The following is a 23,396-nucleotide window of genomic DNA, read 5'->3' on the forward strand; positions in this document are numbered from 1 at the left end:
ATGGAGTTAAAAGACCAAGACATGAGCGGCCAATCATCGGGTACCGATACTGCAGAACAAGGCGATAAAGGCAAGAAACTGACCTTTAGTGGCCGTGTTCCTTTCACACGTGTAAAAACGCTCACTCAGTTGTATTCGCTTGCATCGGACAAAGATGAAACCAATACACGCAGGGTTTATCGGATTGGTAATGATATTGCGTTAGCACTCAAGATTCGCAACGTGAAATTCACTGGCCGTATAAACGCGAGAGAGCATGAAACCTTACAGGCTTGGAATGTCTCTTTTGAACTGCGAGAGCACAACAGTGTGGCAGAGCAAAAAGAGCAACGTGCCAAAGATCAAACCAAACCAGAACAACGAGAAAATACACGACTAAAACAGGCACTGAATAACGCAGAGGAAGCAACGCAATGAAGCTAGAAAAGCACCTGTTTATCAGTAGTGAAGAAGTCAAACTGGTTAGTAACATGGTAAGCCTAAAGCTATCACTAGGTAGTGTTGCGATTTTCGAAGTTGAAACCAAGGAAAAGCCAGAACAGTTTGCGTCTGTACGTTTAGATATTGGCTATGATAACAAGACTGCCCCTTGGTTTGAGGGGTATATCGACAAAGTTCAACCTGCAGCAAATGGCTATCATAAGATTACGGTTAAAGAGCTGGCTGGTATTTTGTCAAAACGTTGGGCGGTTAGCCTAGAGCACCCAACTGCAGAGCAGGTGATCGGCGTTCTTTCGGATATGACAGGGCTTGAATTCAATCTGCCTGATGCTGACTACATCAAAACCACTATTCCAAACTTTGTTTCCCAAGGAACTGGCTATCAGTGCTTAGAGCAAATCGCCAAGGCGTTTTCTATTCCTGATTGTGTTTGGTTTCAACATACCGATCAGGTCGTGTACTTCGGTTCGTATCAAGATAGTCACTTCGACAATAAACCTATGCCGATACCGCAAGAGTTCACCAGTCGCCAAAGTGGTAACAGTGTCACCTTTGTTCCTTTCCCTATGCTAAGGCCGGGCAGAGTCATGAACGACAAGCGAGTTAATCGAGTTGATTTGATTCAAGACGAAATGACCGCTTATTGGAAAACTGAACAATCCGAAGTATCACCGAAGAAACGTGAAACGCTGCAGAACTTCCCAGAGTTGGCAGCAGGTTTTCATTTGCCTAAGTTTGGCCGTGTTGAGGCGGTAAGAGACACAGCGACAGCCGGGCAGGTTGCTGACCCATTCCGTCCAAGGTTCGCGGTAGATGTTCAGGTGCTCGATGAAAACTTAAACCCAGACATTAATGTACCTGTCTATCGTTCGATTCCATTGCCTGTTCATATGAGTGGGCATGAATCTGGATTGCTATCTTACCCCCTAGAGGGAACATTGGTTGAAATCGCTTTCGCATATGGTAGGAATGACAGACCTATCATTCGTGGTTTTTATGGCCGCGAATATGCGTTGCCGTTAATAGAGCCGGGGGAACAACTGCAGCAGCAACGTGAAGAGGTTAGCAACCGAATTGATGCAGCAGGAAACACCACCCAGCAAACAGACCAAACGCAAAACCAAAAAGCATTCGAAAGACTAGACCAAGCAGAACGCTATCGTGGTGAGTTTGGTCAGCACCATATTTTGGTTGATGAGCACAGCATTGAAGAAGTGATCGGCAAAAAGCTTATTGAATCACTAGGCGCAATTAACCTAATAGCAGGTGATGACATTGTGCTAGGCAGTTTGGGCAACATGCAAACCGCAACTGCTGGCGAATTGGTGGAGACTATCGGCAAAGTTCGCCGAAGTATTGCTGTTGATCACCAATGGCTGCAGTCACCAAAAACGTGGCTAGGCTCTAAGCAAGAGAACGTCTTGATTCTTCTGTCTGAACTTATGCAGGTAGTGAAAGAACTTGCTGACACATTAGCGACTCATACGCATAGTGGCGTAGTTGCTGGCCCGGCAACAACTAAAGCACCAGTTCAAGCGAGTGCCATTAGTGTCCATGGCTCGGATAGTTCCAACCTTAAAGGGCGCCTCGACCCAATTACACAAACAAGTTAGCCCACAGAAAACGCCAGCAATCAACGCAGCCAAACGGCTGCGTTTCTTTATGTCTACATTAAAGCAAAACCAGAACAACACCACTGCGGGGAAACAACGACCGCAGAGTTACGAAACACAACGACCGGATGACAAAATCCGCACTCTCCTCACCCGCCTGCGCGGTTTTCCGGTCAGTTTTTTTACAGTTATTGTCCTCCGAAATTCTAGCAGGAAAATCCAGTGCCAAACCTTATGTAACAAAGGGCTTGGTGCATCAAAAAGGGTTACAATCACAGTTTGAAAAATTTCAATGATTTCAGCTTTCTCCAATTAATTGAAAAAAGAAAGATCTGACAAATTTATACTTGTACCCCAACCCATTGAAAAATAAGACTAATTATGTTTTTTGTCAGAAAATAGAAAGATCTACTGCATAAATCAAATATCTCTTAAAAATGTCAGAAAGCCAAATACAACAAGGCCTGAAACAAAATTTCAGGCCTTGGAATTAATTTCAATTTATCACACTAAGGTGTATGTCCTTTTACAATTGTCGTTAAACTATAATGTTTGTATACGTAGCTTGGACCAATTTTGCGCTGGCTTTTCGACAATCTTATGAATAATATAGCTCAAACCAAGGCTTATTATCACACATCTAAAAGTGAACCCTATTAAACCGCCATACGGTAGTTTGTGACTCATAATTTCAATTATTACTAGGTGGCAACTATATAGTGGATAGGAAATTGCACCTAAAAAAAGGAACGTTTTCTTATTAAGTAACAAGGAAAATTTTTCATTAAATATAGCTAACATAAAAACGCATGTAGCCAAGAAATATGAAGGAAAGCCAAGCTCATAGGAGTAATAGTTAGGGTAGGGTGCCATACTCATAGCTATCAGTAGAAAATAGACAAAACCATGGAAGTACGGTAGCTGAACTTAGACTTGTAATAGTAACATGTTACAGTTCCAATGAACATAAATGGGAGAATTGTGAGTGCGACACCAACATCTACGGTAGCGGAATTCATAGGTATGTGTCTAATATATATGCAAGCAATAGTAAATATAGCGCTAACTGCTAATATTGGGAAATGGAGATTATTTTCTAAATCTCTACCTTTGTATACTTTTAATAACAGTGCGGCTATCAGATAAAACTTAACTTCAATTGCCAGTGTCCATATTATTGGGTTTATATTAGTTTCATTAAAAATGAAAAAATTCCCAAATAAAGAAATATTAAGTAATAATATTTTTAACGAATCCATATTGAATTCGATCGTTCCTAGTGAAAGTTTGGAAAGATATCCTAACAATATGCAAATAGCAATGACAGGGTATATTCTAAATGCTCTTTTTATTAGAAAGTTGGTACATGTTGATTTGTGAATGTTTAAGAATATCACAAAACCACTTAATAAGAAAAATACACCAACGGAAAATGAACCTAGAAATTTTGCGATATAAATTAGCTCACTAGGTACAGTTTTAAAAGTCACTCCATAGTCAAGTATGGAGTGATCTATGGCAACCAAAAGAGCAGCAATGCCTCTCAATGCTTCAAGAGACTTCAATTTGTTATTTTTGTCCAAAAGAATGTTCCAATAGGTTATGCTACAAAACTCAGGACAATACCAGAGAAAGTAGAATAAGTATATTAGACATTAATTTTTCTAAGATAATTCATGGTTGTAAGTTCTCGGTTTACGAATCGTCCTCTGGGGCTTTCTCTATGGAAAGGGGGAAATTAAATAGATAAAATGAATCTAAATTATGGTGAACCGGGCAAGAACATTTCGGTAGAGCGGTAGTACAAACCTTGTTCAGTTCACCGCCCTGAATGTAGGAACTAAAAGTGGTGATTTACACCAAATCACTAAAGGGCCGCAATGACTAATCAAATAACGATTACTTTAGGTTCATTAGATTTTGTGTTCGAAAATGCCGAAGAATTAGTTACTGTTTCAAAACTAGTCTCTCAGGCTTTTGGCAAACGGCATGATGATATATTACGTAAACTAAAATCTCTTGATTGCTCCCAAGAGTTCACTCACCGCAATTTTGCGGAGAGTCGATATAGAAATAGTTCTGACCGTAAATTGCCACTGTGAGAAATGACTAAAAACAGCTTTATGCTTCTTGTTATGGGGTTCACCGGAAAAAAACAACAGCCGTCAAAGAAGGTTACATCACGCTCTTGACAGAATGGTAGAACAACTTAGAAGCAATCTACAATTCGTCCGTCTGTTCCTGAGCAACTTCTCACACATAGCCGCTTTCCAAACTTCTGTGGTACCGGATGGATACCTGCCCTTTACTAAGGCTGCCGTTCTGAAATTCACTGAACTTACCATTTAAAGTTCCAAGTGCGACCAAAAAGCAGGAAGTTCTGCACCAGGCTTGAATTAGGTATCGGCGGTGAAGGAAATACACAGAGGAGGTTTACATTAAGTATGGAGCGAAGTGCCCGTTTTAGTGTCCACAGAACGGCAATAGTTTGAGGTGTGGACGATTTATTGCCATTTTTACAACTACTAACGTATACCCTATTGATTTGCATTTAAATCAAGACGGTCAAGCTAGAAGACCACATAATCAATCACCCTAGCCGAAATGGTTTAGCATGACAAAGTAGGCTTAGGCTGAATTTGTTGTGTTACTCTTCTGATCGGATAGTGCATACGTAAAAACAAAAGTGGCGACACAAAAATGTGTCGCCACTTTATCGCCAAAAATCGTTTAGTTGCTATTTAACTTATTGATTTTAAATGGCTATTTATATGCATCTATCTTACTTAGTGTAAGACTGAGCGATGTTGTCGATACGCTCGTTTGCACGCTCAGCTTCTTCTTGAGCAGCCATTGCGTTTTTGTTACCCATTTGAACTTCGTTCTTCAGTGCTTGCACGTCAGAGCTTAGTTGGCTTACTTGGTTGCTTAGGTCATCCATTTTTGCTGTTGTTGCTTCGTCTGGACCAGATGCACAACCAGCTAGTAGTAGAACTGATGACGCTGCTGCTGCAATTAAAACTTTCTTCATTATAAGCTCCTTCAGGATTTAGTATTTAAAACAGCCCTGCTACTTAATTCATCGCATTGAGGCTATTTTTGAGTTTAGTGCCTAATTTTAAGAACGCAAATTATTTAAAAGTCAGAAAAACCAAAAAATTACGCGATTTTGCGGTTAAACTTCCTCTTTCTTAATTATGAGAATAATTTGGCATAGGATAATGTGATCTCTGTCAAAATTATAACGCGAGAACACGATAAGTCACTGTATCGTCAGATTTTATCTAATGAAAGCAGAATTTGGGCCATATTAAGTGGGACATCTCCTACAATGAAGCAAGGGGACGCAAATTTCTGGGTTACTGACATTGCTGGTTACCATGACAATTATCAGGTATTATGCGCGCTCATTTTTATCTGCACGACCTTTTAGGAGTACACGCATTGCAATTTAAAGAACTTGGCCTTGATAACCGACTACTGAAGAACTTAAGTCATTATGACTTTAAGAAAGCGACTGATATTCAAAAGCAAGCTATTCCAGTAGCTATTGCTGGAAAGGATCTGTTGGCATCTTCGAAGACTGGTTCTGGCAAGACTTTGGCATTTGTATTGCCGATGCTCCATAAAGCGCTCAAGAGCAAAGCGTTCTCAGCAAGAGATCCTCGTGCTGTTATTCTTGCACCAACACGTGAATTGGCGAAGCAAGTTTATGGCGAACTAAAATCGATGCTTGGTGGCCTATCTTATGATGCCACACTGATCTTAGGTGGTGAGAACTTTAACGATCAAGTAAAAGCGCTGCGTCGTTACCCAAAATTTATCGTCGCGACACCAGGACGTTTAGCTGACCACCTTGAGCACCGCTCTCTATTCCTTGATGGCTTAGATACACTCATTCTTGATGAAGCTGACCGCATGCTAGATCTTGGTTTTGCACCAGAACTACGTCGCATTCATAACGCGGCTAAACACCGTCGTCGCCAAACGTTGATGTTCTCAGCAACACTTGACCATGCTGAAGTAAATGATATTGCAGCTGAGATGTTAGATGTGCCAAAACGAATTGCAATTGGTGTATCGAATGAAGAGCACAAAGACATTACCCAGAAATTCTATCTATGTGATCACCTTGATCATAAAGAAGCGATTCTAGAACGCATTCTTGAGCAAGCAGAATATAAGCAAGTCATCATCTTTACTGCGACACGTATCGATACGGAACGTCTTACAAAATGGCTCAATGAGAAGAAGCTTAAAGCGGTCGCATTAAGTGGGAATCTTAATCAGACTCAACGCAACGCGATTATGAGTCAATTTGAGCGTCATGTATTTAAGATCCTAGTGACTACCGATGTGGCGTCGCGTGGCATCGATATTGCGAGCGTAACGCACGTAATTAACTTTGATATGCCAAAACATACGGAAGAATACGTACACCGAGTAGGTCGTACAGGTCGTGCTGGTAACAAGGGCGATGCGGTATCTCTCGTGGGTCCTAAAGACTGGGATAGCTTTAAACGTGTTGAAGCTTTCTTACAACAAGACCTGACTTTCTCTGAGCTAGAAGGGCTTAAAGGTAAGTTCAAAGGCTTTAGACCTAAGAAGCCAGCGTTTAACAAAAAAGCGACTGCTACTAAAGGTAAACCTCAACAGAAGAAAGCGACGACTAAGAAGCCGGCACAACGCGACAAAACGTTCTACAAAAATGTTGCGGTGGGTGATTCGGTCTTTATTCCTAAGAAAAAGCCGAAGCCAGCCGAAGACGCTTAATCAATCATTTCTACTAAAGAGCCTTATCAAGGCTCTTTTTTTATACTATTCAAACTGAAAGCCTCAGTTATATGACAGTCATATAATCGAAATAATTTTGTCGTCATATTTGGTTTTACAGTCAAATCTATCACTAACTTACTGATTTTTTAGTGATCTTATCCCAATTGCTCCTCTCAACGTTTTTGTCATTTGTCATACACCTTTCAACTAAGTGAAACACAACTGTCATATTCGGGCACTAATCTTGTCAGCGTTCAAATGAAACTCGGCAATCAAGCCAATAAAGGAAATTGTGATGAAAAAGACAGTTATCGGTGCAATCGCTCTACTAGGCGCACTAGCAGTGACTCCAGCTTCAGCTAAAGAAACTATCTCTGCGGTAGGTTCTAGCAGCGTAACTCCACTGATGGAAGTTTTCTCTGAAACATATATGAAAGCAAACTCAAATGTTTTCATTGAAGTACAAGGACCAGGTTCTTCTGCGGGTGTACGTGCAGCGAAAGATGGCTCAGCAGACATGGGTATGTCTTCTCGTGCACTAAAAGAAGATGAAAAACAAGCAACGTTAGTAGAAGAAGTTGTTGCTCGCGACGGTATCGCAGTTGTTGTTAACCCAGCGAATGACCTAAAAGGTCTAACGTCTGAGCAAGTAACTGCAATCTACAAAGGCGAAATCAGCAACTGGAAAGAAGTTGGTGGTGCAGACAAGCCTATCGTAGCTATCACTCGTGATACAGCTTCTGGTACACGTGGCGCATTTGAAGACATCATGAGCCTGAAGCAAAAAATCAACGGCATGAAAGTAACGGCTATCTCTCAGCGTGCTCAAGTTGCTAACGGTAACGGTGCACTAAAGACTATGGTAGCAAGCAACCCATACGCAATCGGCTACATCTCTCTAGGTACGGTTGATACTTCTGTACACGCTCTAGAAATCGATGGTACGCCAGCGACTGTAGACAATGTTAAGAACGACTCATACAAAGTAGCTCGTCCTTTCCTAGTGCTTTACCAACAAGGTAAGCCATCTGCTGAAGCTCAGAAGTTCCTTGACTGGATGCTAACTGACGAAGCTCAAGCAATCGTAGAGAAGAAAGGTTACATCTCAGTAAACTAATCTCTACCAGTAAATATTGAATACCTTGCTCAGCCCACCGTTTAGGGCTGAGCCTTTTATATGTCTAACTCGAACTTTCGACGAGTAGAAATTAATTATGACCATCGCAACAAATAGTGAGAAGCTTATGAGTAATGAAGCGACTCAGTCCGTAACTCGTGGCAGCGGCCTTAAAGCTCAAAAACGAGTGGATTGGAAAGAACGAATTTTCCATGGACTTTTCCTTACCAGTGCAATCATCGGTATCGTATCGCTAGCGGTTATTGCTTACTTTATCTTCAAAGAAAGTCTTCCTGCTTTCCAAGCAGTGGGCGTCTCTGGCATTGTTTTAGGCCAAAACTGGCTTCCACCAGCACTTTACGGTGTTGCTACTATGATTATAGCGTCGGTGGTTTCTACTCTCGGTGCGGTTGTCGTCGGTGTTCCAGTAGGTGTACTAACGGCTATCTTTATCGCAGAAATTGCCCCGAAGCGTTTGGCGGACATTATCCGCCCTGCGGTTGAACTATTGGCAGGCATTCCTTCGGTAGTTTACGGTTTCTTCGGTCTAGTCATCATTGTTCCTTTGATTCAGCAAATCTTTAATGTTCCTGCGGGTAATACGATTCTTGCGGGTATCATTGTGTTGGGTGTGATGATTCTTCCAACGGTAATTACCGTATCTGAAACTTCGATTCGTGCAGTGCCTCGCACCTATAAAGAAGGTTCACTAGCACTTGGTGCTTCAAAGATTTATACCATTTTCAAACTACTTGTACCGGCTGCTCGCTCGGGCATTATGACGGGTGTGATTCTAGGCATTGGTCGCGCACTTGGTGAGACTATGGCAATCATTATGGTCATGGGTAATGCGCCTGCGATGCCGGGAAGTATCCTCGACTCAGCGCGTACTCTAACCGCAAACATTGCGATCGAAATGTCTTACGCAAGTGGTGTTCACGCTAATGCATTGTATGCGACTGGCGTAGTGTTATTAGTGTTTATCATGATGCTAAACGCTGCACTACTTTACCTGAACCGTGAGAAAGCGAAGTAATCATTATGGATACAGTTAAACTAAAAAAAGCGCGCCAAAATAAAGACGCGGTTCTGAATGCATTCGTATGGGCCGCTGCTGCACTTACCGTGGGTTTCTTGTTCTGGATTATTTGGTACATCCTTTCAAATGGTCTTCAACACGTAAGCTGGAGCTTTATTACCGATAACTATACGCGTACTGGCGATGAGCACGGTATCTTCCCGATGATTGTGTCAACCATTTACATGGTTATCGCCTCGATTGCGGTAGCTGCACCGCTAGGCATCATGACCGCAATCTACTTAACGGAGTATGCGAAAGTTGGCAGTAAGTTAGTGAAGGTCATTCGATTCTGTACTGAATCGTTGGCTGGCATTCCGTCGATTATCTTCGGTCTGTTTGGTATGACGTTCTTTGTGGTTATTCTTGGTTTTGGCTTCTCGATTCTTTCCGGTGCATTAACACTGAGTATCTTGATCCTGCCAGTTATTATCCGTACTACAGAAGAAGCATTGATGGCCGTACCACAAACTTATCGTGAAGGTTCGTACGCTCTTGGTTCTTCAAAAATCTACACTATCTGGCGCCTTATTTTGCCAAGCGCAATGCCAGGTATCTTAACTTCGGTCATTCTTAGTATTGGTCGTGTAATTGGTGAGTCTGCTCCAGTGTTCCTAACGGCTGGTATGGTGGCACGTATTCCTGATTCATTGATGGATTCAGGTCGTACACTAACGGTTCACCTTTATAAACTCACAACGGAACTGTTCACAATAGAAGAGTGGAATCAAGCTTATGGCACAGCAACGGTATTGATTGTAGTTGTACTACTTATCAATATGCTGACTAAGCTTATCGCTAGCCGCTTCAATACAGCAACGTACTAACAGAGATTAATGACGTCGAGTGGCAAAGCCAGAACATAAAGAGCCTCGCCACTCCCAACATGACGACATTGCACGATAAAGAATTTAGAGATTAAGACTATGAACAAATTTAATATTGAAAACCTAGACCTTTTCTACGGTGAAAACCAAGCACTGAAATCGATCAACCTACCGATTCCAACTCGCCAAGTGACGGCGTTGATTGGTCCTTCTGGCTGCGGCAAATCAACGTTACTACGTTGTCTAAACCGTATGAACGATCTGATCGAAGGTGTGAAAATCACTGGCTCGCTGGAAATGGATGGTACAGACATCTATGGCAATATCGATGTGGCTGACCTTCGCATTAAAGTCGGTATGGTTTTCCAGAAACCAAACCCATTCCCAATGAGTATTTACGAGAATGTGGCGTATGGTCTGCGTGCTCAAGGCATCAAAGATAAGAAGCACATTGATATGGTGGTAGAGCGCTCTTTGCGCGGTGCCGCACTTTGGGATGAGGTGAAAGACCGCCTTAAGTCACATGCATTTGGTTTATCTGGTGGTCAGCAGCAACGTCTGTGTATTGCACGTACTATTGCAATGGAACCAGATGTCATTCTGATGGATGAACCAACGTCGGCACTTGACCCTATTGCGACACATAAAATTGAAGAGTTGATGGAAGAGCTTAAGAAAGACTACACCATCGTTATCGTGACCCACTCAATGCAGCAAGCACGTCGTATCTCAGACCGCACGGCATTTTTCCTAATGGGAGAACTGGTTGAGCATAATGAAACACCGATTATTTTCTCAAACCCAGCGGATGACCGTACTCAAGGTTATGTAAATGGCGACTTCGGTTAATCGTATTTGAACACAATTTCCAGTTATCGCGCGATTCCATTGAATCAAACAATTAGCGAGTGACCCGAATTTACTGGCATATCACTATAACTATAAGCGATGGTACTGTTGCCCCTCTTGTTAGAGGGGCTTTTTTTATTCAACTAAGCGGTAGCGGCGACGCGTAATGGCTTGTCATTTATCGGTAAGTGAATCAGTGCTGCCACAAAGGCAAGGACTACTGTCGACCACCAAATCGGTTCGTAAGAACCATAGTAATCGTAAATTCGACCGCCAGCCCATGCACCTAAAAAGCTTCCCACTTGGTGCGTGAAGAACACCAAGCCGTAAAGAGTAGAAAGATAGCGAGCACCAAAAATCTGACGAACTAAACCTGAAGTAAGTGGTACTGTGCCAAGCCAGCAGAAGCCAATCGCACCGCCAAACCACGCCGCTGTGTACTCTGTCACGGGAAGTGAAACGAAAGCAGCAATTACCACTGTTCTAAATAAATACAGCATCGACATAACATGGCGTTTACTGTACTTGTCACCCATTAGCCCCCAAAAATACGAACCAAAGATATTGAAAATACCGACGTAAGCGAGCGCAAGGGCTGCGCTGTTTGCTGGCAGATTCTTATCGGCAAGATAACTTGGCAAGTGCGTAGCAATAAACATCACATGAAAGCCACAAACAAAGAAGCCAGCATGAATTAACCAATAACCTTTGTGATGAAATGCTTCTTTTAGTGCTTGTTTTAGCGTTAGCTCGTTGTCTTCAATCGGTGTTTTACCTGCGTTATTTTGACGTGAGGATTTCATAAATAGTGAAAACGCAACCATCAGAGTGCACAACGCAGCAAAACCTTGTAATGCACCTTGCCAACCCATGTCATCCAACATTAATTGAGCACCTGGGATCATGGCAAACATACCGAATGATCCGGCCGCTGTAGTTAAGCCAAATGCTTTTGCGGCGTGTTCCGCCGGCACGACTTTCGCGACTGCTCCTAGAATGATGACGTAGCTTGTCGCGCTCAAACCTAGACCAACAAGCGCACCTAGTGATAGATAAAGAACGCTGGCTTCATTCGTTATTGAGGTCAGATAGAGACCTAATGCATAGGCGATAGCACCGATTAGAATAATGCGTTTTGAACCCCATTTATCTGCAGCCATCCCGACAAAGGGTTGGAAAAGGCCAAACAAAAGGTTTTGCAATGCGATCGCAAAACTAAAGAACTCTCGCCCAGTTTCGAAGTGCTCGGAAATAGGCATCATGAAAATACCGAATGACTGTCGTATACCCAAGCTGACAATCAAGATGCCGATACCCAACCAAACTAATGGGGGAAAACGAAAAATACTCATTAATAATTACGCTCTAATGATGGTGATGAGAATGATCCATAGGATCGGTTGGATTCTGTTGGTGGCACCCAGTATGCACTGCCTGTTTTGCAATAAGGTCCAGCAATACAGGAGAGTGGTGCACTGCGGTTAAGGTGATAACCAATAGCAACAACATTCTCACGAGTTGAGCAAAAATGGATTGTGAAAACATGACGCTCAATAGTGGTTTAAAAAGAGCGCGAAGTGTAATGATCTGGTTTGAATGACTCAAATGACATTTTGTGAATTAATCTATGCATAGCATGCATGTATTCGAAGTCTATCACGGAGAGTGACAATCTCAAGATGCACCGTGAGTTGAGTTAGGTATATAATCTCGCGGTAAATAGAATGGAAAACAAAAAATGAAGTACGATTGGATCTTGTTTGACGCCGACGAAACCTTGTTCCACTTTGATTCTTTTGGTGGTATGAAACTAATGTTTGAACGTTTTGGCGTAAACTTCTCTCGTGATGATTACGAAGAGTATCAGTTGGTTAATAAACCATTATGGGTTGATTACCAAGACGGAAAAATCACCGCAGAACAACTCAAACATATTCGCTTTGAAGGTTGGGCGACTAAGCTTGGTATCACTCCGCTAGAAATGAACAGTGCATTTTTAGAAGCCATGGCTGATATTTGTACCTTGCTGCCGGGAGCGAAAGAGCTACTCGATGCATTAAATGGTCAAGCCAAACTTGGCATCATCACCAACGGTTTTACGGAATTGCAAGCGATTCGTCTTGAGCGTACTGGATTAAGTGACTACTTCGAGCATGTGGTTATCTCGGAAGAAGTAGGTGTGGCTAAGCCTGACCATGGTATCTTTCAGCACGCCCACCAATTAATGGGCCTCCCGAGTAAATCAAAGATACTGATGGTTGGTGATAACCCTGATTCCGATGTACTCGGTGGGCTTAACTTTGGTATTGAAACCTGTTGGTTAAATACACAAGGTCATCCGCGACCAGAAGGTATTGCACCTCATTACGAAGTAACGTCTCTTGCTGAGTTGAAAAACACCTTGTTTGCCTAAAATCCATTCGCCTTCGTCAACTACGAAGGCGATTTAATCCCTATCAATATTTGAATATCCGCTTTACCCTTCCTATGTTTTAGAGACAACTAAAGTTTGCCCCATTTATTGCGCCATACCGTACAAGTAGGCGTAGAAGTTACTAGAGCAACGTTTCTTGGCACCCTCGAGTGCCATTCAACACTAACAACGTACTGAATCGGCTAGATTTTAGATAGACGAATAAAGTTGAAGTAACGCAGTAGCTTTATCACACAGGCCACATAAGGAATTGTGTCATGGGTAAATATGTCTCTTCCATACCCTTACTTTGTTTTCTCGGAGCACTCAGTGCTTCTCCTTTCACTCATGCAGATGAACGCTTCAAAGTTGGAGAACAGAAAGCAAAAGTTTGTATGACCTGCCATGGCGCCGATGGCATATCCAGCATTGAATCCTATCCAAATCTTCGGGGTCAAAAAATGGGGTATCTCATGACCTCGCTTCGCAGTTATCAAACTAGAGAACGTTCAGGGGGACTCGCTGTCCTTATGCAGCAGCAAGCTGATGCTTTGAGCGAACAAGACATCTCCGATATTGCCTATTATTACTCTCAACTTGGCTCTGATGATGCTAAACAATAAGGAGAGCTTCTATGGATACGACATCTCCTAACTACAGCACTAAAGTTGTTCGATACTTCATCATCGCCTCGTTGGTTTGGGCTGTGGCGGGCATGACAATTGGCGTTATCTTGGCAGCTCAGCTCTATTGGCCTGCGCTTAACCTTGATTCCGAGTATTTCCAGTTTGGACGACTTAGACCGCTTCATACTTCAGGCGTTATTTACGGCTTCGTGGTCAATATCTTAATGGGGACCTCGCTCTACATTGTTCAACGAACTGGGCAGTGTGAGATTTTCAACAAGAGCCTTGCCTGGATGGTCTTTTGGGGTTGGCAATTAGTGTTGTTGCTTGCACTGATTTCATTGCCTCTTGGTTATACAACTTCAAAAGAATATGCGGAGCTCGAGTGGCCGATTGATATTCTCATTGTTTTAGTGTGGGTGCTTTATGCTGTGCTCTTTTTTGGAACCATAGCGAAAAGGAAAGTTTCTCATATCTTCGTTGCTAACTGGTTCTTTGCAGCATTCATTATTGTTATCGCGATGATATTTATCGTCAATAACCTTGCTATGCCCGCCTCATTAATGAAATCCTATTCTGTCTTCGCAGGTGCGCAGGATGCCATCGTACAGTGGTGGTGGGGACATAATGCCGTTGGTTTCTTGCTGACTGCCGGCATCATTGGCATGAACTACTATTTCATCCCAAAAGTGTCTGAACGTCCGATTTACTCTTATCGTTTGTCGATTATTCATTTCTGGGGCTTGGTCGGGTTTTACACTTGGGCGGGCACTCACCACTTGGTCTACTCTTCTGTACCTGTGTGGGTCCAGAACATCGGTATAGTGATGTCGTTGATCCTCTGGTTACCGTCTTGGGGGGGCGCATTTAACAGTGCCATGACCCTGCTTCAGAACAAACAAAAGCTCAAATCTGACTACATCATGCTGTTCTTCTTCTCTGCCATTCTTTACTACTGCTTGGCGACATTTGAGGGACCCTTACTCGCGATTCGTTGGTTCAACATGGTCGCACACAACACTGAGTGGATTATAGGGCATGTTCACTCAGCGGCTCTTGGATGGGTTGGAATGTCGGGTATAGCGGTATTCTATTATTTCATTCCACGACTGTGGGGGAAAACAGAATTGTGGTCGCCGCGTCTCATCAAGTGGCACTTCTGGCTTGCTCATGCTGGTGTCGCTATCTATGCCATTTCGCTTTGGGTAGCAGGTATAGGTGAGGGTTATATGTGGTTAGCACAAAGCGATAATGGTGAATTGGTATACAGCTTTGTGCAGGCGATGAACTTTAAAGCGCCTTGGTTATTCCTTCGATTCTTTGGCGGTGCGCTGTTTGTGCTTGGTTTGCTGCTCATGGCTGTAAACATATACAAGACCGTCAAAATGCCAACGTCGTTAATCGCAAAGGAGGCTTAACATGAGTGCAGATTTTACCAAGTCAGTCTTCATATTAATTGTCTCTACCATAGTGGTCGCGTCGTTCTCTATTTTAGTATGGGTGCTTCCAAACTTATTGCGAACACCGGAGCTTGTTGCGAACAGCACTGCGAAACCGCTTACGGCGATCCAAGTGGCTGGTCGTGATATCTATATCAGCGAAGGATGTCATGTTTGTCACACTCAAATGGTGAGGCCGCTTGAGCCCGAAATGAAGCGAAACGGCAGGGCTAACCAAGAGCCAGATGACATCTATGAGTTTCCCAACTTATGGGGCTCGAAGCGCACGGGACCTGATTTGACTAATCTCGGGCGAAAATACTCTGACCAGTGGCACTTAATACATCTAATAGACCCTCGTAGAGTTGTGCCAACTTCCATTATGCCTGCTTACCCTTGGTTGTTCGAACAGGTTCTGACGGGAGATGACATCACAGAGAAAATGGAAACCCTTAGATTCTTAGGTGTTCCCTATACTGATGATGAAATTGCCAACGCTCGACTGCAAGTGAGAGGAAAAACAAAAGGTGAAGCACTGATTCACTACCTTCAAAGTTTGGGTGTGGACACTGCAGAGGAGGATGGACAATGAGTCATTTTTGGAGCCTTTGGGCTGCTGTCGGCACTGTTGTATTTTTCATCCTAATGGTGCTGGTGGTCGTTAAGTACTGGCGCAACAATCACAAAGCTGACAAAGACAGAGTATTAGATACCTTTGATGGCATTGATGAGAACGATGCGCCGCCACCAAAATTGTTGTTTGTTTCGTATTTTGTTGCATTTACCATCTCTGTTGGTTACCTGATCTTGTATCCTGGAGTCGGCAGTTGGAAAGGGCTAATGGATTACGACCAAGCCAACGATAAACTGAGTAGTCCAAATACCACACTAGCGCAGCAGTTTTCCGGACTTACTGATGACTCGTTATTGGCCTTAGCGAATGAGCCAAATATAGTGAAATCCGGACGTATGCTGTTTCAGACTCATTGTGCTGCGTGCCATCGTGACAATGCGCAAGGTGCGAAACACTTTCCAAATCTTATCGATAATGAGTGGCTGTATGGTGGATCGGATGCTGCAATTATCCACTCTATAGAGTTAGGTCGAAATGGAGCAATGCCAGGGTGGATTGATGTATTGCGACCGGATGAAATCTCCAAAATATCGTATTACTTAGCTTCTCTAAATCAACGTCATACCGACGTGCCTGAAATCAAAGTCCAATTAGGGAAAGAGCTGTTTATACAAAATTGTGCTTCGTGTCATGGGGATGGCAGTGTTCCCAATATAGAACAAGGCGTGCCTGATCTCGCTGACAACATCTGGTTACATGGTGGCAGTATTGAGGAGATTCAGCACACCATTCGTGCAGGCCTAAACAATGTTATGCCAGCCTTTGGACAGCAGCTTTCTCAGAACGAAATTCTGGCTATTGGTGCATACATAACCAAAGCGCGGTTGGACAACAATTCTCGACTTGCCAAGCTAGATGCGTCTTCAGTGGAGCGTGGGGAGTATCTCGCACATGCAGGTGATTGCGTCGCCTGCCATAGTGCTGAAGGGGGAGAACCGTTTGCTGGTGGTCTGCCATTCGTTACACCTTTCGGCACTATTTATTCGACCAACATAACACCCCACGTTTCAGAAGGCATAGGTAGTTACGACTACGAAGACTTCCGTGCAGCGTTGGTCGATGGCAAAGGTCAACATGGCTACTTGTATCCCGCGATGCCATTTACCTCCTACCAGTACGTTAATGAGCAGGATATGCGCGATCTGTGGGAATACATGCAGTCCATTGCGTCGGTTGCTCGCAAAAACGATCCCAATAAGATGATGTTTCCTTCAAATATCCGACTTGGTTTACTTGGTTGGGACATTGTATTTGCGGATAGAACGCCAATTGACTACCAAGTACCTGATGAGCTTAAAGATAAAGTAGATGATGTAGATAAATGGCAGCTTGGCAAATACTGGGTGGCGGGATTAGGACACTGTTCCGAATGTCATACACCAAGGAACATCGCTCAAGCGCTTGAAAACGACAGGATCTTCCAGGGCAATTTAATCGATGGTTGGAATGCTCCAAATATTACTGCTACTGAGCTATACGTTGACGGTTGGGATATTCAAAGTCTGACAGACTTCCTTCATACCGGTCACTCCTCGAAAGGGACGGCATTTGCAGGTATGGCAGATGTGATCAAAAACAGTCTGAGTCTTATGACTCGCGAAGACATTGAGTCCATGTCTTACTATCTGTTGAGCGGCGACACTAACAATTTCATTGATGAGAATGCGGTGCAGTTACAACCAACGGGCTTTGATGAGGCGGCCTACGCTGCGGAGATCTATACCACTTACAACCAAACATGTGGAGCATGTCATGGGGAAGATGGTAAGGGGCGTGATCCTATTGCTCCAACGCTATTTAACAACGGCATCATTATGCACAGTGATCCATTCAACACGATTGCAGTAACGATTCGCGGACTTCAGCCAACGTACATTGATAAGGACAGAAACTTTATGCCTATGGCAAGTTTCGAGGACGTATTATCGGATACACGATTAGCAGAATTGATCACCTTCGTGAGGTCATATTTAGGCGCTAGAGAAGACGTTGTTACTGCAAATGATGTGAAAGAAGTGCGTGAAATGCTGGAAAAAGCCGGATATTCGGGCGGTCTTCATGTCACCCCAGATATGTATGATGAGCGTGATGGTAACATCAATGTAAACTAAGATGTGCATTTGGATTTATATATCGCCTGCACATTTTGGTTAATTAAACAGCGGTTTGCTATAAAACTTGTTCAGTATTTAGTACGATGTGTTGAAACGTCATCTAGGTGGCGACTTCATCACGTTTGGTTCGAGTTATATCATCATGTCTTCAAAACAAATCCCATCCCTACAACAATTTATTGATGCTTTAGACGATCATGTGTGGGTGAAGGATTCGGATAGGAAGTACATCGCCGTCAACAAAAGCGTAGAATCCGCATGGAACCTTCCTCGTTCGGAGATTTTTGGTAAGACTGACTTTGAGCTCTTCTCGAAAAGTCGCTCAGAGCACTACCAAAAAGCCGATGATAGAGTCATAGACTCTGGTGCCCAAGAGACGGTGGAAGAGTGCGCCAGTCGTGACGCATATGGTCATGATGTCTGGCTAGAAACCATCAAGTCACCAATTCAGCAACCAGATGGCGAGCTAATTGGTGTCATAGGTATGACGAGAAACGTCACCCGTCGTAAACAAGTCGAAGTCAGACTGTCGATCACATCAGAAATATTCAATAACTTTCAAGAAGGTATGATGATTACCGACCAAAATGGCAAGATTTTGGATGTAAACAGCGCTTTCTCAGAAGTCACGGGCTATCAAGCTATTGAAGTGATCGGTAAAAACCCTAGATTCCTACAATCGGGTCACCATGACGATAAATTTTACCAAAACCTCTGGCAACAACTCTCAGAAACGGGTCTTTGGAAAGGCGAGTTTATTAACCGCAAAAAAGACGGCAGCATTTATCCTCAAATGGCGACGATTAGTACCATCAATGACGATGGCAATTCGCTTTTGCATTACATCTGTGTGTTTGAGGACATTTCAAAGCAGAAAGCGCATGAAGAAAAACTGCGCAAAATGGCATTCTTCGACCCTCTAACCAATCTACCGAATCGTTCTCACCTAACGAGTATATTAGAGCAAAGCATTGAAGGTGGTCAGCGCCATAGCGAGCAATTTGCCACACTATTTTTAGATTTGGACCACTTCAAGCACATTAACGATAGTAAGGGGCACTTGTATGGCGATAGATTATTGTCGCAAGTAGCAGATAGATTGACGGATGTTCTTCACCATAGAGCAAGCATCGGACGTATTGGTGGCGATGAATTTGTGATTATTCTGACTGATTATGACAGTGAAGCGCAGTTGTTGGACACAATCGATGAAACGCTTGGTGTGTTTAATCGTCCTTTTGAGTTAGATTCGCAAGAATCGCTACGAGTGTCTGGGAGCATTGGTGTGGCATTGTACCCGCAAGATGGTCAAAACAGCGAAACCTTACTCAAAAACGCGGACACTGCCATGTATTTAGCGAAGAAAAATGGTCGCAATGGCTATGCGTTTTATTCTCCAGACTTAACTTACAGTTCGGTTCTTCATGTACGTGTGCAGTCTGCGCTGCATGATGCAGTCGAGAAGCAACAATTGTCTCTTGTTTATCAGCCCCAATATGATCTAGCGAATAACACGTTGATAGGCGTAGAGGCTTTGTTGCGTTGGAATCATCCCGAATTAGGAGTGATTGCACCAGCTCAATTTATCCCTATTGCGGAGAAAACGGGGCTAATACAGCGAATTGGTGCTTGGGTAATTCGTGAAGCATGTGAACAAGGACGCCGTTGGCTCGACCAAGGTATCGAGTTCGGCAAAATTGCGGTTAATGTCTCTGGGTTACAGCTGCAACATCCTAACTTTGTCACCAAGCTCAAACAAAAACTGTTAGACACCAACTTTCCAGCTGAACGATTGGAGATCGAAATCACTGAAAGCTTTTTACTTATTGATCATCAACTTGCGGTTGATACTCTGAACCAAATCAGAGAATTGGGGATTGAGATTTCGCTTGATGATTTTGGAACCGGGTATTCGTCGTTGTCGTATTTAAAAGGATTACCGATCAGCAAACTAAAGATCGACCGTTCGTTTATTTGCGATGTTCCTGATGAAAATGACAGCAACGCTATTGTGCAGGCGATCATTGTCATGGGGGAAACGCTTTCTCTAAAAATCGTGGCAGAAGGTGTTGAGAATGGGGACCAAGTTGAATACTTGCGCTCTCATGGTTGTGAATATGGTCAGGGCTACGTGTTTAGTAAACCAGTAACCGCTGACCAATTAGCTATGCTTTTTGTTTGATTTAGCTTTCAGCTTCGGTAAGTTCGGCTTCGTTTTGAGGCTGATGCTTATCAGCAGCTGCTAGCATCTTACGAATAGCAATGGATGCAGTGAAGGCTACTGCTACCATTACTATCGCAAGTATAGTAAGTAGTGAGAAGTAGTCGCCATATACTGTCTTAACAAACTCTTGAGTGATTTCTTGGCCTTTTTCCGCTGCGATAGAGGTCGAGAACACTGCGCCCACAATCCCAGATAGTGCAATCGCCACTGAGAATAAACTCACGGAGAAGTTCTCAATATGTTTCGGTGCTACAGACAGAATAAATGCCACAACCAGTGAACCGACAATCACCTCTGCAAAGGCTTGGAAGAAGTGGATAACTAAGAAAATTTCAGGTCGAATGATGACGCTCTCGCCGATGTTTTTCACGGCTAGCGCCAGAATACCAAACGCAATGGCAGTCAGAATGAAAGAGAAACCAATTTTGGTTGCTGTAGTGAAGTGGATGTTACGCTTCTCTAAGCTTGAGAAGGTTGCTGCTATCACTGGGCCTGCAACAATACACCATAATGGGTTCATTGACATTGATGCTTCTGGTGCGATTGGAATGATACCGAACAGGTCACCACGCATAGTATTGATGGTTACCATGGTCATCGATGTCATCATTTGGCCATAGTAGACAAAGAATGCAGTAGTCAGAACCGTTACGATTAAAATAGTGCCCATACGCAGCGCGTCCGCTTTTTCTGCTTTGAACATCAGAGAAATAAAATAGCCGATTGCCGCCAAACCAATGGCGTAAACAATGTTCTTGCCGATGTCCATATTAGAGAACATAAAGAACACCATTCCAACCATGGCGATAGAAGTAATACCGAATTTAATCCAGTTTGCGTTAGAGACAGATGCTTGGTCGATATCTGCACCGACGCCCTGAAGTTGTTTACGGAACGTCATCAACGTGAATAGCGCCGCGAACGCCAAGATACCAGAAAGCATGAAACTGCCATAAAAACCAATAACGAGCACGAACATTGGGAATAGGTATTGGCCTAGTAAAGCACCGATGTTGTTTACTGAGTAGTTAACTGGGTATCCGTTTTCAAAGTCTTCTTGGCTTTTGAACGTACGCTTGTAAAGGCTAGGATAAGAAGGGGACATTAAGCCACGTCCATAACTCGCTAAAGCAATACCAGCTAGACTTAAAGGGATGTTAACAGTAGATGCACCAATGACAAGCAACACGTAACCACAGGTAAATCCGAAATAAGCAATCGTCAATGAGCGGTACGCGCCTAAGAATTTGTCGGCAATAAAGCCACCTGCGATAGCGAATAGAGGACCGATTGATGAAAACGCACCCACCACCATCATAGTGTCCGCTTCACTGTAATCGAGATTTTCTAGAAAAAACCTCGTGAGAATGACCATCACCCCATAAAATGAAAGGCCAAACATCATTTGGCAGAACATCATGGATTTGTTTAGTTTATTCCACATAATTTTATCCTTAGTATTTATTAGGAAGTGGTTTAAATATCCAGATAAATGTTAACAGACAAAATTTGTTACATGTTGATCTCTACTCCTATTGTGTGGCTTTTACACACGACATTTTCTAATCGTTCGGGTGAGAAATTGTTATCGAATATCTTGTAGGCAAAAGAAAAGGGCATACGATGATGCCCTTGATGATGCCTATAAATTGAGTCTATTTCAGATTAAGACGCTTCATTAAACGATGCAGATTTCCCGGGTTAACGCTTAATTGTTTTGCCGTGGCACTTAGATTCTGATTATTATCCAAAAAGGCCTTTTGGACATATTGAGTTTGGAACTCATCGACAGCATCTTTGAGCGAGGCGGATGTGCTCAAAGTACGTGTTGTATGGCCAGAAGAAGAGAAGTTCGGCTCCTTCTCACGCTGGTGTTGCTCTGATTGAACATCTAGTGTGATGTGTTGCGCTAATATAGAAACATGCGACGAGGTACTTTGTGCTTTAGCAATGACAGCGCCTCGGTTAATAGCATGTTCAAGTTCCCGCACATTCCCTGGCCAGTCGTACGCCTGTAATTTGGAAATTGCCCCATCGCTTAGACTGATGCTAGATACCTTTAGCTTGTGTTGGCATCGCTCGGCGAAAAAACCAGATAATAAAACAATATCCCCCTCGCGCTCTTTCAGTGGAGGGACAAAGATAGGGAAAACGCTGAGTCGATGGTAAAGGTCTGCTCGAAAGCGGCCTGCTTTCACTTCTTCGTGCATGACACGGTTAGTAGCGGCAATGATTCTGACATCTACTTTGATATTTCGATCGTCGCCGACTCTTTGAATATCCCCGTATTGCAACGCTCGTAATAGCTTCGCTTGCAATCCGAGAGACAACTCACCAATTTCATCCAAAAACAACGTTCCCTTGTTAGCCAATTCAAACTTGCCCTTGCGATTGCTGATAGCGCCGGTAAATGAGCCTTTGATGTGCCCAAATAGCTCACTTTCTGCGACGGACTCTGGCAGTGCAGCACAGTTGAGATAAACCAAAGCTTCGTCCTTGCGAGAGGATTGTGAATAGATAGACTGTGCCACCAACTCCTTACCTGTTCCTGTTTCTCCAATAATCAATACCGACAGATCGGTATCCGCAACCGCTGAAATCTCTTGTTTTAATGCACCCATAGGTCGTGACTGACCAATAATATCTGCTGCATCCTGACGGGCCAGTTTAGTAGAGCTGGAGGACTCTGAAATTCCTCCAGAACGCTCGAGCTTTTCTACTAACAAAGCGGTATGAAGACTGTTGGCAGCTAAGGCACTTAGTATCCTAAGATCTTTGTCTGCGGTCGTATCAAATTGAGTTGGATTGAAAGCATCAATGGTGATCGCCCCGATGAGATTATCTTGTAGTAAAAGTGGGAGACCGACACAAGAATGAACTTCTAGATTGCCTTCATGGTTTGGGATAAGTCCATCATAGGGATCGGCGAGATCACTGTTTGCAGGGAAACGAACAATGTCTCCTGCTCTCGCAATTGCTTCAAATCGAGGATGATTGTCTATTTCAAAACGGCGGCCTAATACATCCGCACTCAGTCCATCAGTAGCCAAGGGAACAAAAGACTTACCATCAAACTTGAGTAGTGCCGCTGCGTCACACTGAAGAACTTGGCGAATGGTGGAAAGTAAACGATCAAAGCGATCTTGTTCTGAAATACCGGATGTGATGTCTAGGGCAATCTGCAACCATGCCGAACGAAATTGGCTCATAACGAAGCTCCATTACCAGTGCTAATTTTGTCACTA

The 23,396-nt window shown here is 43.4% G+C and carries 20 protein-coding genes; 14 read left to right on the plus strand and 6 right to left on the minus strand.

Features of this window, described 5'->3' with window-relative positions:
- Together HOP38_RS18185 and HOP38_RS18190 are read left to right on the plus strand one after the other, a co-directional pair.
- Window positions 1-417, plus strand: a complete 417-nt coding sequence (locus tag HOP38_RS18185; protein ID WP_198558630.1) for a baseplate complex protein — start codon at window positions 1-3, stop codon at window positions 415-417.
- A complete protein-coding gene (locus tag HOP38_RS18190; protein WP_198558631.1) occupies window positions 414-2,054 on the plus strand; it encodes a hypothetical protein in 1,641 nt (546 codons plus the stop codon). Before HOP38_RS18185 ends, HOP38_RS18190 begins: the two co-directional genes overlap by 4 nt.
- An 884-nt stretch (window positions 2,055-2,938) precedes the next feature.
- Here the strand turns inward: HOP38_RS18190 and HOP38_RS18195 are convergent.
- On the minus strand, window positions 2,939-3,637 hold the full coding sequence (locus tag HOP38_RS18195; RefSeq protein ID WP_198558632.1) for an acyltransferase family protein: 699 nt from the start codon (window positions 3,635-3,637) through the stop codon (window positions 2,939-2,941).
- A gap of 297 nt (window positions 3,638-3,934) precedes the next feature.
- Between HOP38_RS18195 and HOP38_RS26250 the strand changes: the two genes are divergently transcribed.
- A complete protein-coding gene (locus tag HOP38_RS26250; protein WP_423250099.1) occupies window positions 3,935-4,156 on the plus strand; it encodes a Rha family transcriptional regulator in 222 nt (73 codons plus the stop codon).
- Between the two features lie 680 nt (window positions 4,157-4,836).
- On the opposite strand, the gene HOP38_RS18200 is transcribed toward HOP38_RS26250, so the two are convergent.
- Window positions 4,837-5,085, minus strand: a complete 249-nt coding sequence (locus HOP38_RS18200) for an Lpp/OprI family alanine-zipper lipoprotein (RefSeq protein ID WP_006069318.1) — start codon at window positions 5,083-5,085, stop codon at window positions 4,837-4,839.
- A gap of 368 nt (window positions 5,086-5,453) precedes the next feature.
- Between HOP38_RS18200 and HOP38_RS18205 the strand changes: the two genes are divergently transcribed.
- From HOP38_RS18205 to pstB, 5 genes are all read left to right on the plus strand, one after another.
- The gene (locus HOP38_RS18205) at window positions 5,454-6,827 is read left to right on the plus strand and encodes a DEAD/DEAH box helicase (protein ID WP_198558633.1); all 1,374 of its coding nucleotides are present in this window, start codon (window positions 5,454-5,456) and stop codon (window positions 6,825-6,827) included.
- A 298-nt stretch (window positions 6,828-7,125) separates the two neighbouring features.
- Entirely contained in the window at window positions 7,126-7,947 is an 822-nt protein-coding gene (locus HOP38_RS18210; protein WP_006069316.1) for a phosphate ABC transporter substrate-binding protein, read from the plus strand.
- A gap of 97 nt (window positions 7,948-8,044) precedes the next feature.
- A complete protein-coding gene (gene pstC, locus HOP38_RS18215; RefSeq protein WP_198558634.1) occupies window positions 8,045-8,983 on the plus strand; it encodes a phosphate ABC transporter permease subunit PstC in 939 nt (312 codons plus the stop codon).
- A 5-nt stretch (window positions 8,984-8,988) separates the two neighbouring features.
- Window positions 8,989-9,852 (plus strand): phosphate ABC transporter permease PstA, encoded by an 864-nt coding sequence (gene pstA / locus HOP38_RS18220; RefSeq protein ID WP_006069314.1) that lies wholly within the window; start codon window positions 8,989-8,991, stop codon window positions 9,850-9,852.
- A gap of 99 nt (window positions 9,853-9,951) precedes the next feature.
- Window positions 9,952-10,701, plus strand: a complete 750-nt coding sequence (gene pstB, locus HOP38_RS18225; protein ID WP_006069313.1) for a phosphate ABC transporter ATP-binding protein PstB — start codon at window positions 9,952-9,954, stop codon at window positions 10,699-10,701.
- Between the two features lie 143 nt (window positions 10,702-10,844).
- Here pstB and HOP38_RS18230 read toward each other — a convergent pair whose 3' ends face one another.
- Together HOP38_RS18230 and HOP38_RS18235 are read right to left on the minus strand one after the other, a co-directional pair.
- Window positions 10,845-12,053 (minus strand): MFS transporter, encoded by a 1,209-nt coding sequence (locus tag HOP38_RS18230; RefSeq protein ID WP_006069312.1) that lies wholly within the window; start codon window positions 12,051-12,053, stop codon window positions 10,845-10,847.
- A 13-nt stretch (window positions 12,054-12,066) separates the two neighbouring features.
- Entirely contained in the window at window positions 12,067-12,246 is a 180-nt protein-coding gene (locus HOP38_RS18235; protein WP_081411508.1) for a hypothetical protein, read from the minus strand.
- A gap of 193 nt (window positions 12,247-12,439) precedes the next feature.
- On the opposite strand from HOP38_RS18235, the gene yjjG reads away from it, so the two are divergent.
- The 6 genes from yjjG (at window position 12,440) to HOP38_RS18265 (ending at window position 20,109) form a co-directional block, all read left to right on the plus strand.
- The gene (yjjG, locus tag HOP38_RS18240) at window positions 12,440-13,114 is read left to right on the plus strand and encodes a pyrimidine 5'-nucleotidase (RefSeq protein WP_006069311.1); all 675 of its coding nucleotides are present in this window, start codon (window positions 12,440-12,442) and stop codon (window positions 13,112-13,114) included.
- Window positions 13,115-13,392: 278 nt separating this feature from the next.
- The gene (locus tag HOP38_RS18245; protein WP_006069310.1) at window positions 13,393-13,737 is read left to right on the plus strand and encodes a c-type cytochrome; all 345 of its coding nucleotides are present in this window, start codon (window positions 13,393-13,395) and stop codon (window positions 13,735-13,737) included.
- 11 nt (window positions 13,738-13,748) lie between these two features.
- Window positions 13,749-15,158 carry a cytochrome-c oxidase, cbb3-type subunit I gene (gene ccoN, locus HOP38_RS18250; RefSeq protein WP_198558635.1) on the plus strand — a complete coding sequence of 470 codons (1,410 nt, stop codon included), beginning with the start codon at window positions 13,749-13,751 and terminating at the stop codon, window positions 15,156-15,158.
- A gap of 1 nt (window position 15,159) precedes the next feature.
- A complete protein-coding gene (locus HOP38_RS18255; RefSeq protein ID WP_006069308.1) occupies window positions 15,160-15,771 on the plus strand; it encodes a cbb3-type cytochrome c oxidase subunit II in 612 nt (203 codons plus the stop codon).
- Window positions 15,768-17,924, plus strand: coding sequence for a cytochrome c (locus HOP38_RS18260; protein WP_198558636.1), 2,157 nt, complete (start codon window positions 15,768-15,770; stop codon window positions 17,922-17,924). Before HOP38_RS18255 ends, HOP38_RS18260 begins: the two co-directional genes overlap by 4 nt.
- A gap of 145 nt (window positions 17,925-18,069) precedes the next feature.
- Window positions 18,070-20,109 (plus strand): sensor domain-containing protein, encoded by a 2,040-nt coding sequence (locus HOP38_RS18265; protein ID WP_240645452.1) that lies wholly within the window; start codon window positions 18,070-18,072, stop codon window positions 20,107-20,109.
- A gap of 1 nt (window position 20,110) precedes the next feature.
- Here HOP38_RS18265 and HOP38_RS18270 read toward each other — a convergent pair whose 3' ends face one another.
- Window positions 20,111-21,595: a peptide MFS transporter gene (locus HOP38_RS18270; RefSeq protein ID WP_198558637.1), complete on the minus strand. Its 1,485-nt coding sequence runs from the start codon at window positions 21,593-21,595 to the stop codon at window positions 20,111-20,113.
- A gap of 211 nt (window positions 21,596-21,806) precedes the next feature.
- Window positions 21,807-23,360, minus strand: coding sequence for a nitric oxide reductase transcriptional regulator NorR (gene norR / locus HOP38_RS18275; RefSeq protein WP_198558638.1), 1,554 nt, complete (start codon window positions 23,358-23,360; stop codon window positions 21,807-21,809).
- Window positions 23,361-23,396 lie beyond the last annotated feature (36 nt).

It is taken from the genome of Vibrio mediterranei (assembly GCF_013364395.1).
GTDB lineage: Bacteria > Pseudomonadota > Gammaproteobacteria > Enterobacterales > Vibrionaceae > Vibrio > Vibrio mediterranei.

Coding starts and splice junctions, on each gene's coding strand:
- HOP38_RS26250 (WP_423250099.1), top strand. CDS start 3,935: ATGACTAATCAAATAACGATTACTTTAGGTTCATTAGATTTTGTGTTC.
- yjjG (WP_006069311.1), top strand. CDS start 12,440: ATGAAGTACGATTGGATCTTGTTTGACGCCGACGAAACCTTGTTCCAC.
- pstA (WP_006069314.1), top strand. CDS start 8,989: ATGGATACAGTTAAACTAAAAAAAGCGCGCCAAAATAAAGACGCGGTT.
- HOP38_RS18255 (WP_006069308.1), top strand. CDS start 15,160: ATGAGTGCAGATTTTACCAAGTCAGTCTTCATATTAATTGTCTCTACC.
- HOP38_RS18205 (WP_198558633.1), top strand. CDS start 5,454: ATGCGCGCTCATTTTTATCTGCACGACCTTTTAGGAGTACACGCATTG.
- norR (WP_198558638.1), bottom strand. CDS start 23,360: ATGAGCCAATTTCGTTCGGCATGGTTGCAGATTGCCCTAGACATCACA.
- HOP38_RS18185 (WP_198558630.1), top strand. CDS start 1: ATGGAGTTAAAAGACCAAGACATGAGCGGCCAATCATCGGGTACCGAT.
- pstC (WP_198558634.1), top strand. CDS start 8,045: ATGACCATCGCAACAAATAGTGAGAAGCTTATGAGTAATGAAGCGACT.
- HOP38_RS18260 (WP_198558636.1), top strand. CDS start 15,768: ATGAGTCATTTTTGGAGCCTTTGGGCTGCTGTCGGCACTGTTGTATTT.
- HOP38_RS18265 (WP_240645452.1), top strand. CDS start 18,070: ATGTCTTCAAAACAAATCCCATCCCTACAACAATTTATTGATGCTTTA.
- HOP38_RS18230 (WP_006069312.1), bottom strand. CDS start 12,053: ATGAGTATTTTTCGTTTTCCCCCATTAGTTTGGTTGGGTATCGGCATC.
- ccoN (WP_198558635.1), top strand. CDS start 13,749: ATGGATACGACATCTCCTAACTACAGCACTAAAGTTGTTCGATACTTC.
- HOP38_RS18200 (WP_006069318.1), bottom strand. CDS start 5,085: ATGAAGAAAGTTTTAATTGCAGCAGCAGCGTCATCAGTTCTACTACTA.
- pstB (WP_006069313.1), top strand. CDS start 9,952: ATGAACAAATTTAATATTGAAAACCTAGACCTTTTCTACGGTGAAAAC.
- HOP38_RS18210 (WP_006069316.1), top strand. CDS start 7,126: ATGAAAAAGACAGTTATCGGTGCAATCGCTCTACTAGGCGCACTAGCA.
- HOP38_RS18270 (WP_198558637.1), bottom strand. CDS start 21,595: ATGTGGAATAAACTAAACAAATCCATGATGTTCTGCCAAATGATGTTT.
- HOP38_RS18235 (WP_081411508.1), bottom strand. CDS start 12,246: ATGTTTTCACAATCCATTTTTGCTCAACTCGTGAGAATGTTGTTGCTA.
- HOP38_RS18190 (WP_198558631.1), top strand. CDS start 414: ATGAAGCTAGAAAAGCACCTGTTTATCAGTAGTGAAGAAGTCAAACTG.
- HOP38_RS18245 (WP_006069310.1), top strand. CDS start 13,393: ATGGGTAAATATGTCTCTTCCATACCCTTACTTTGTTTTCTCGGAGCA.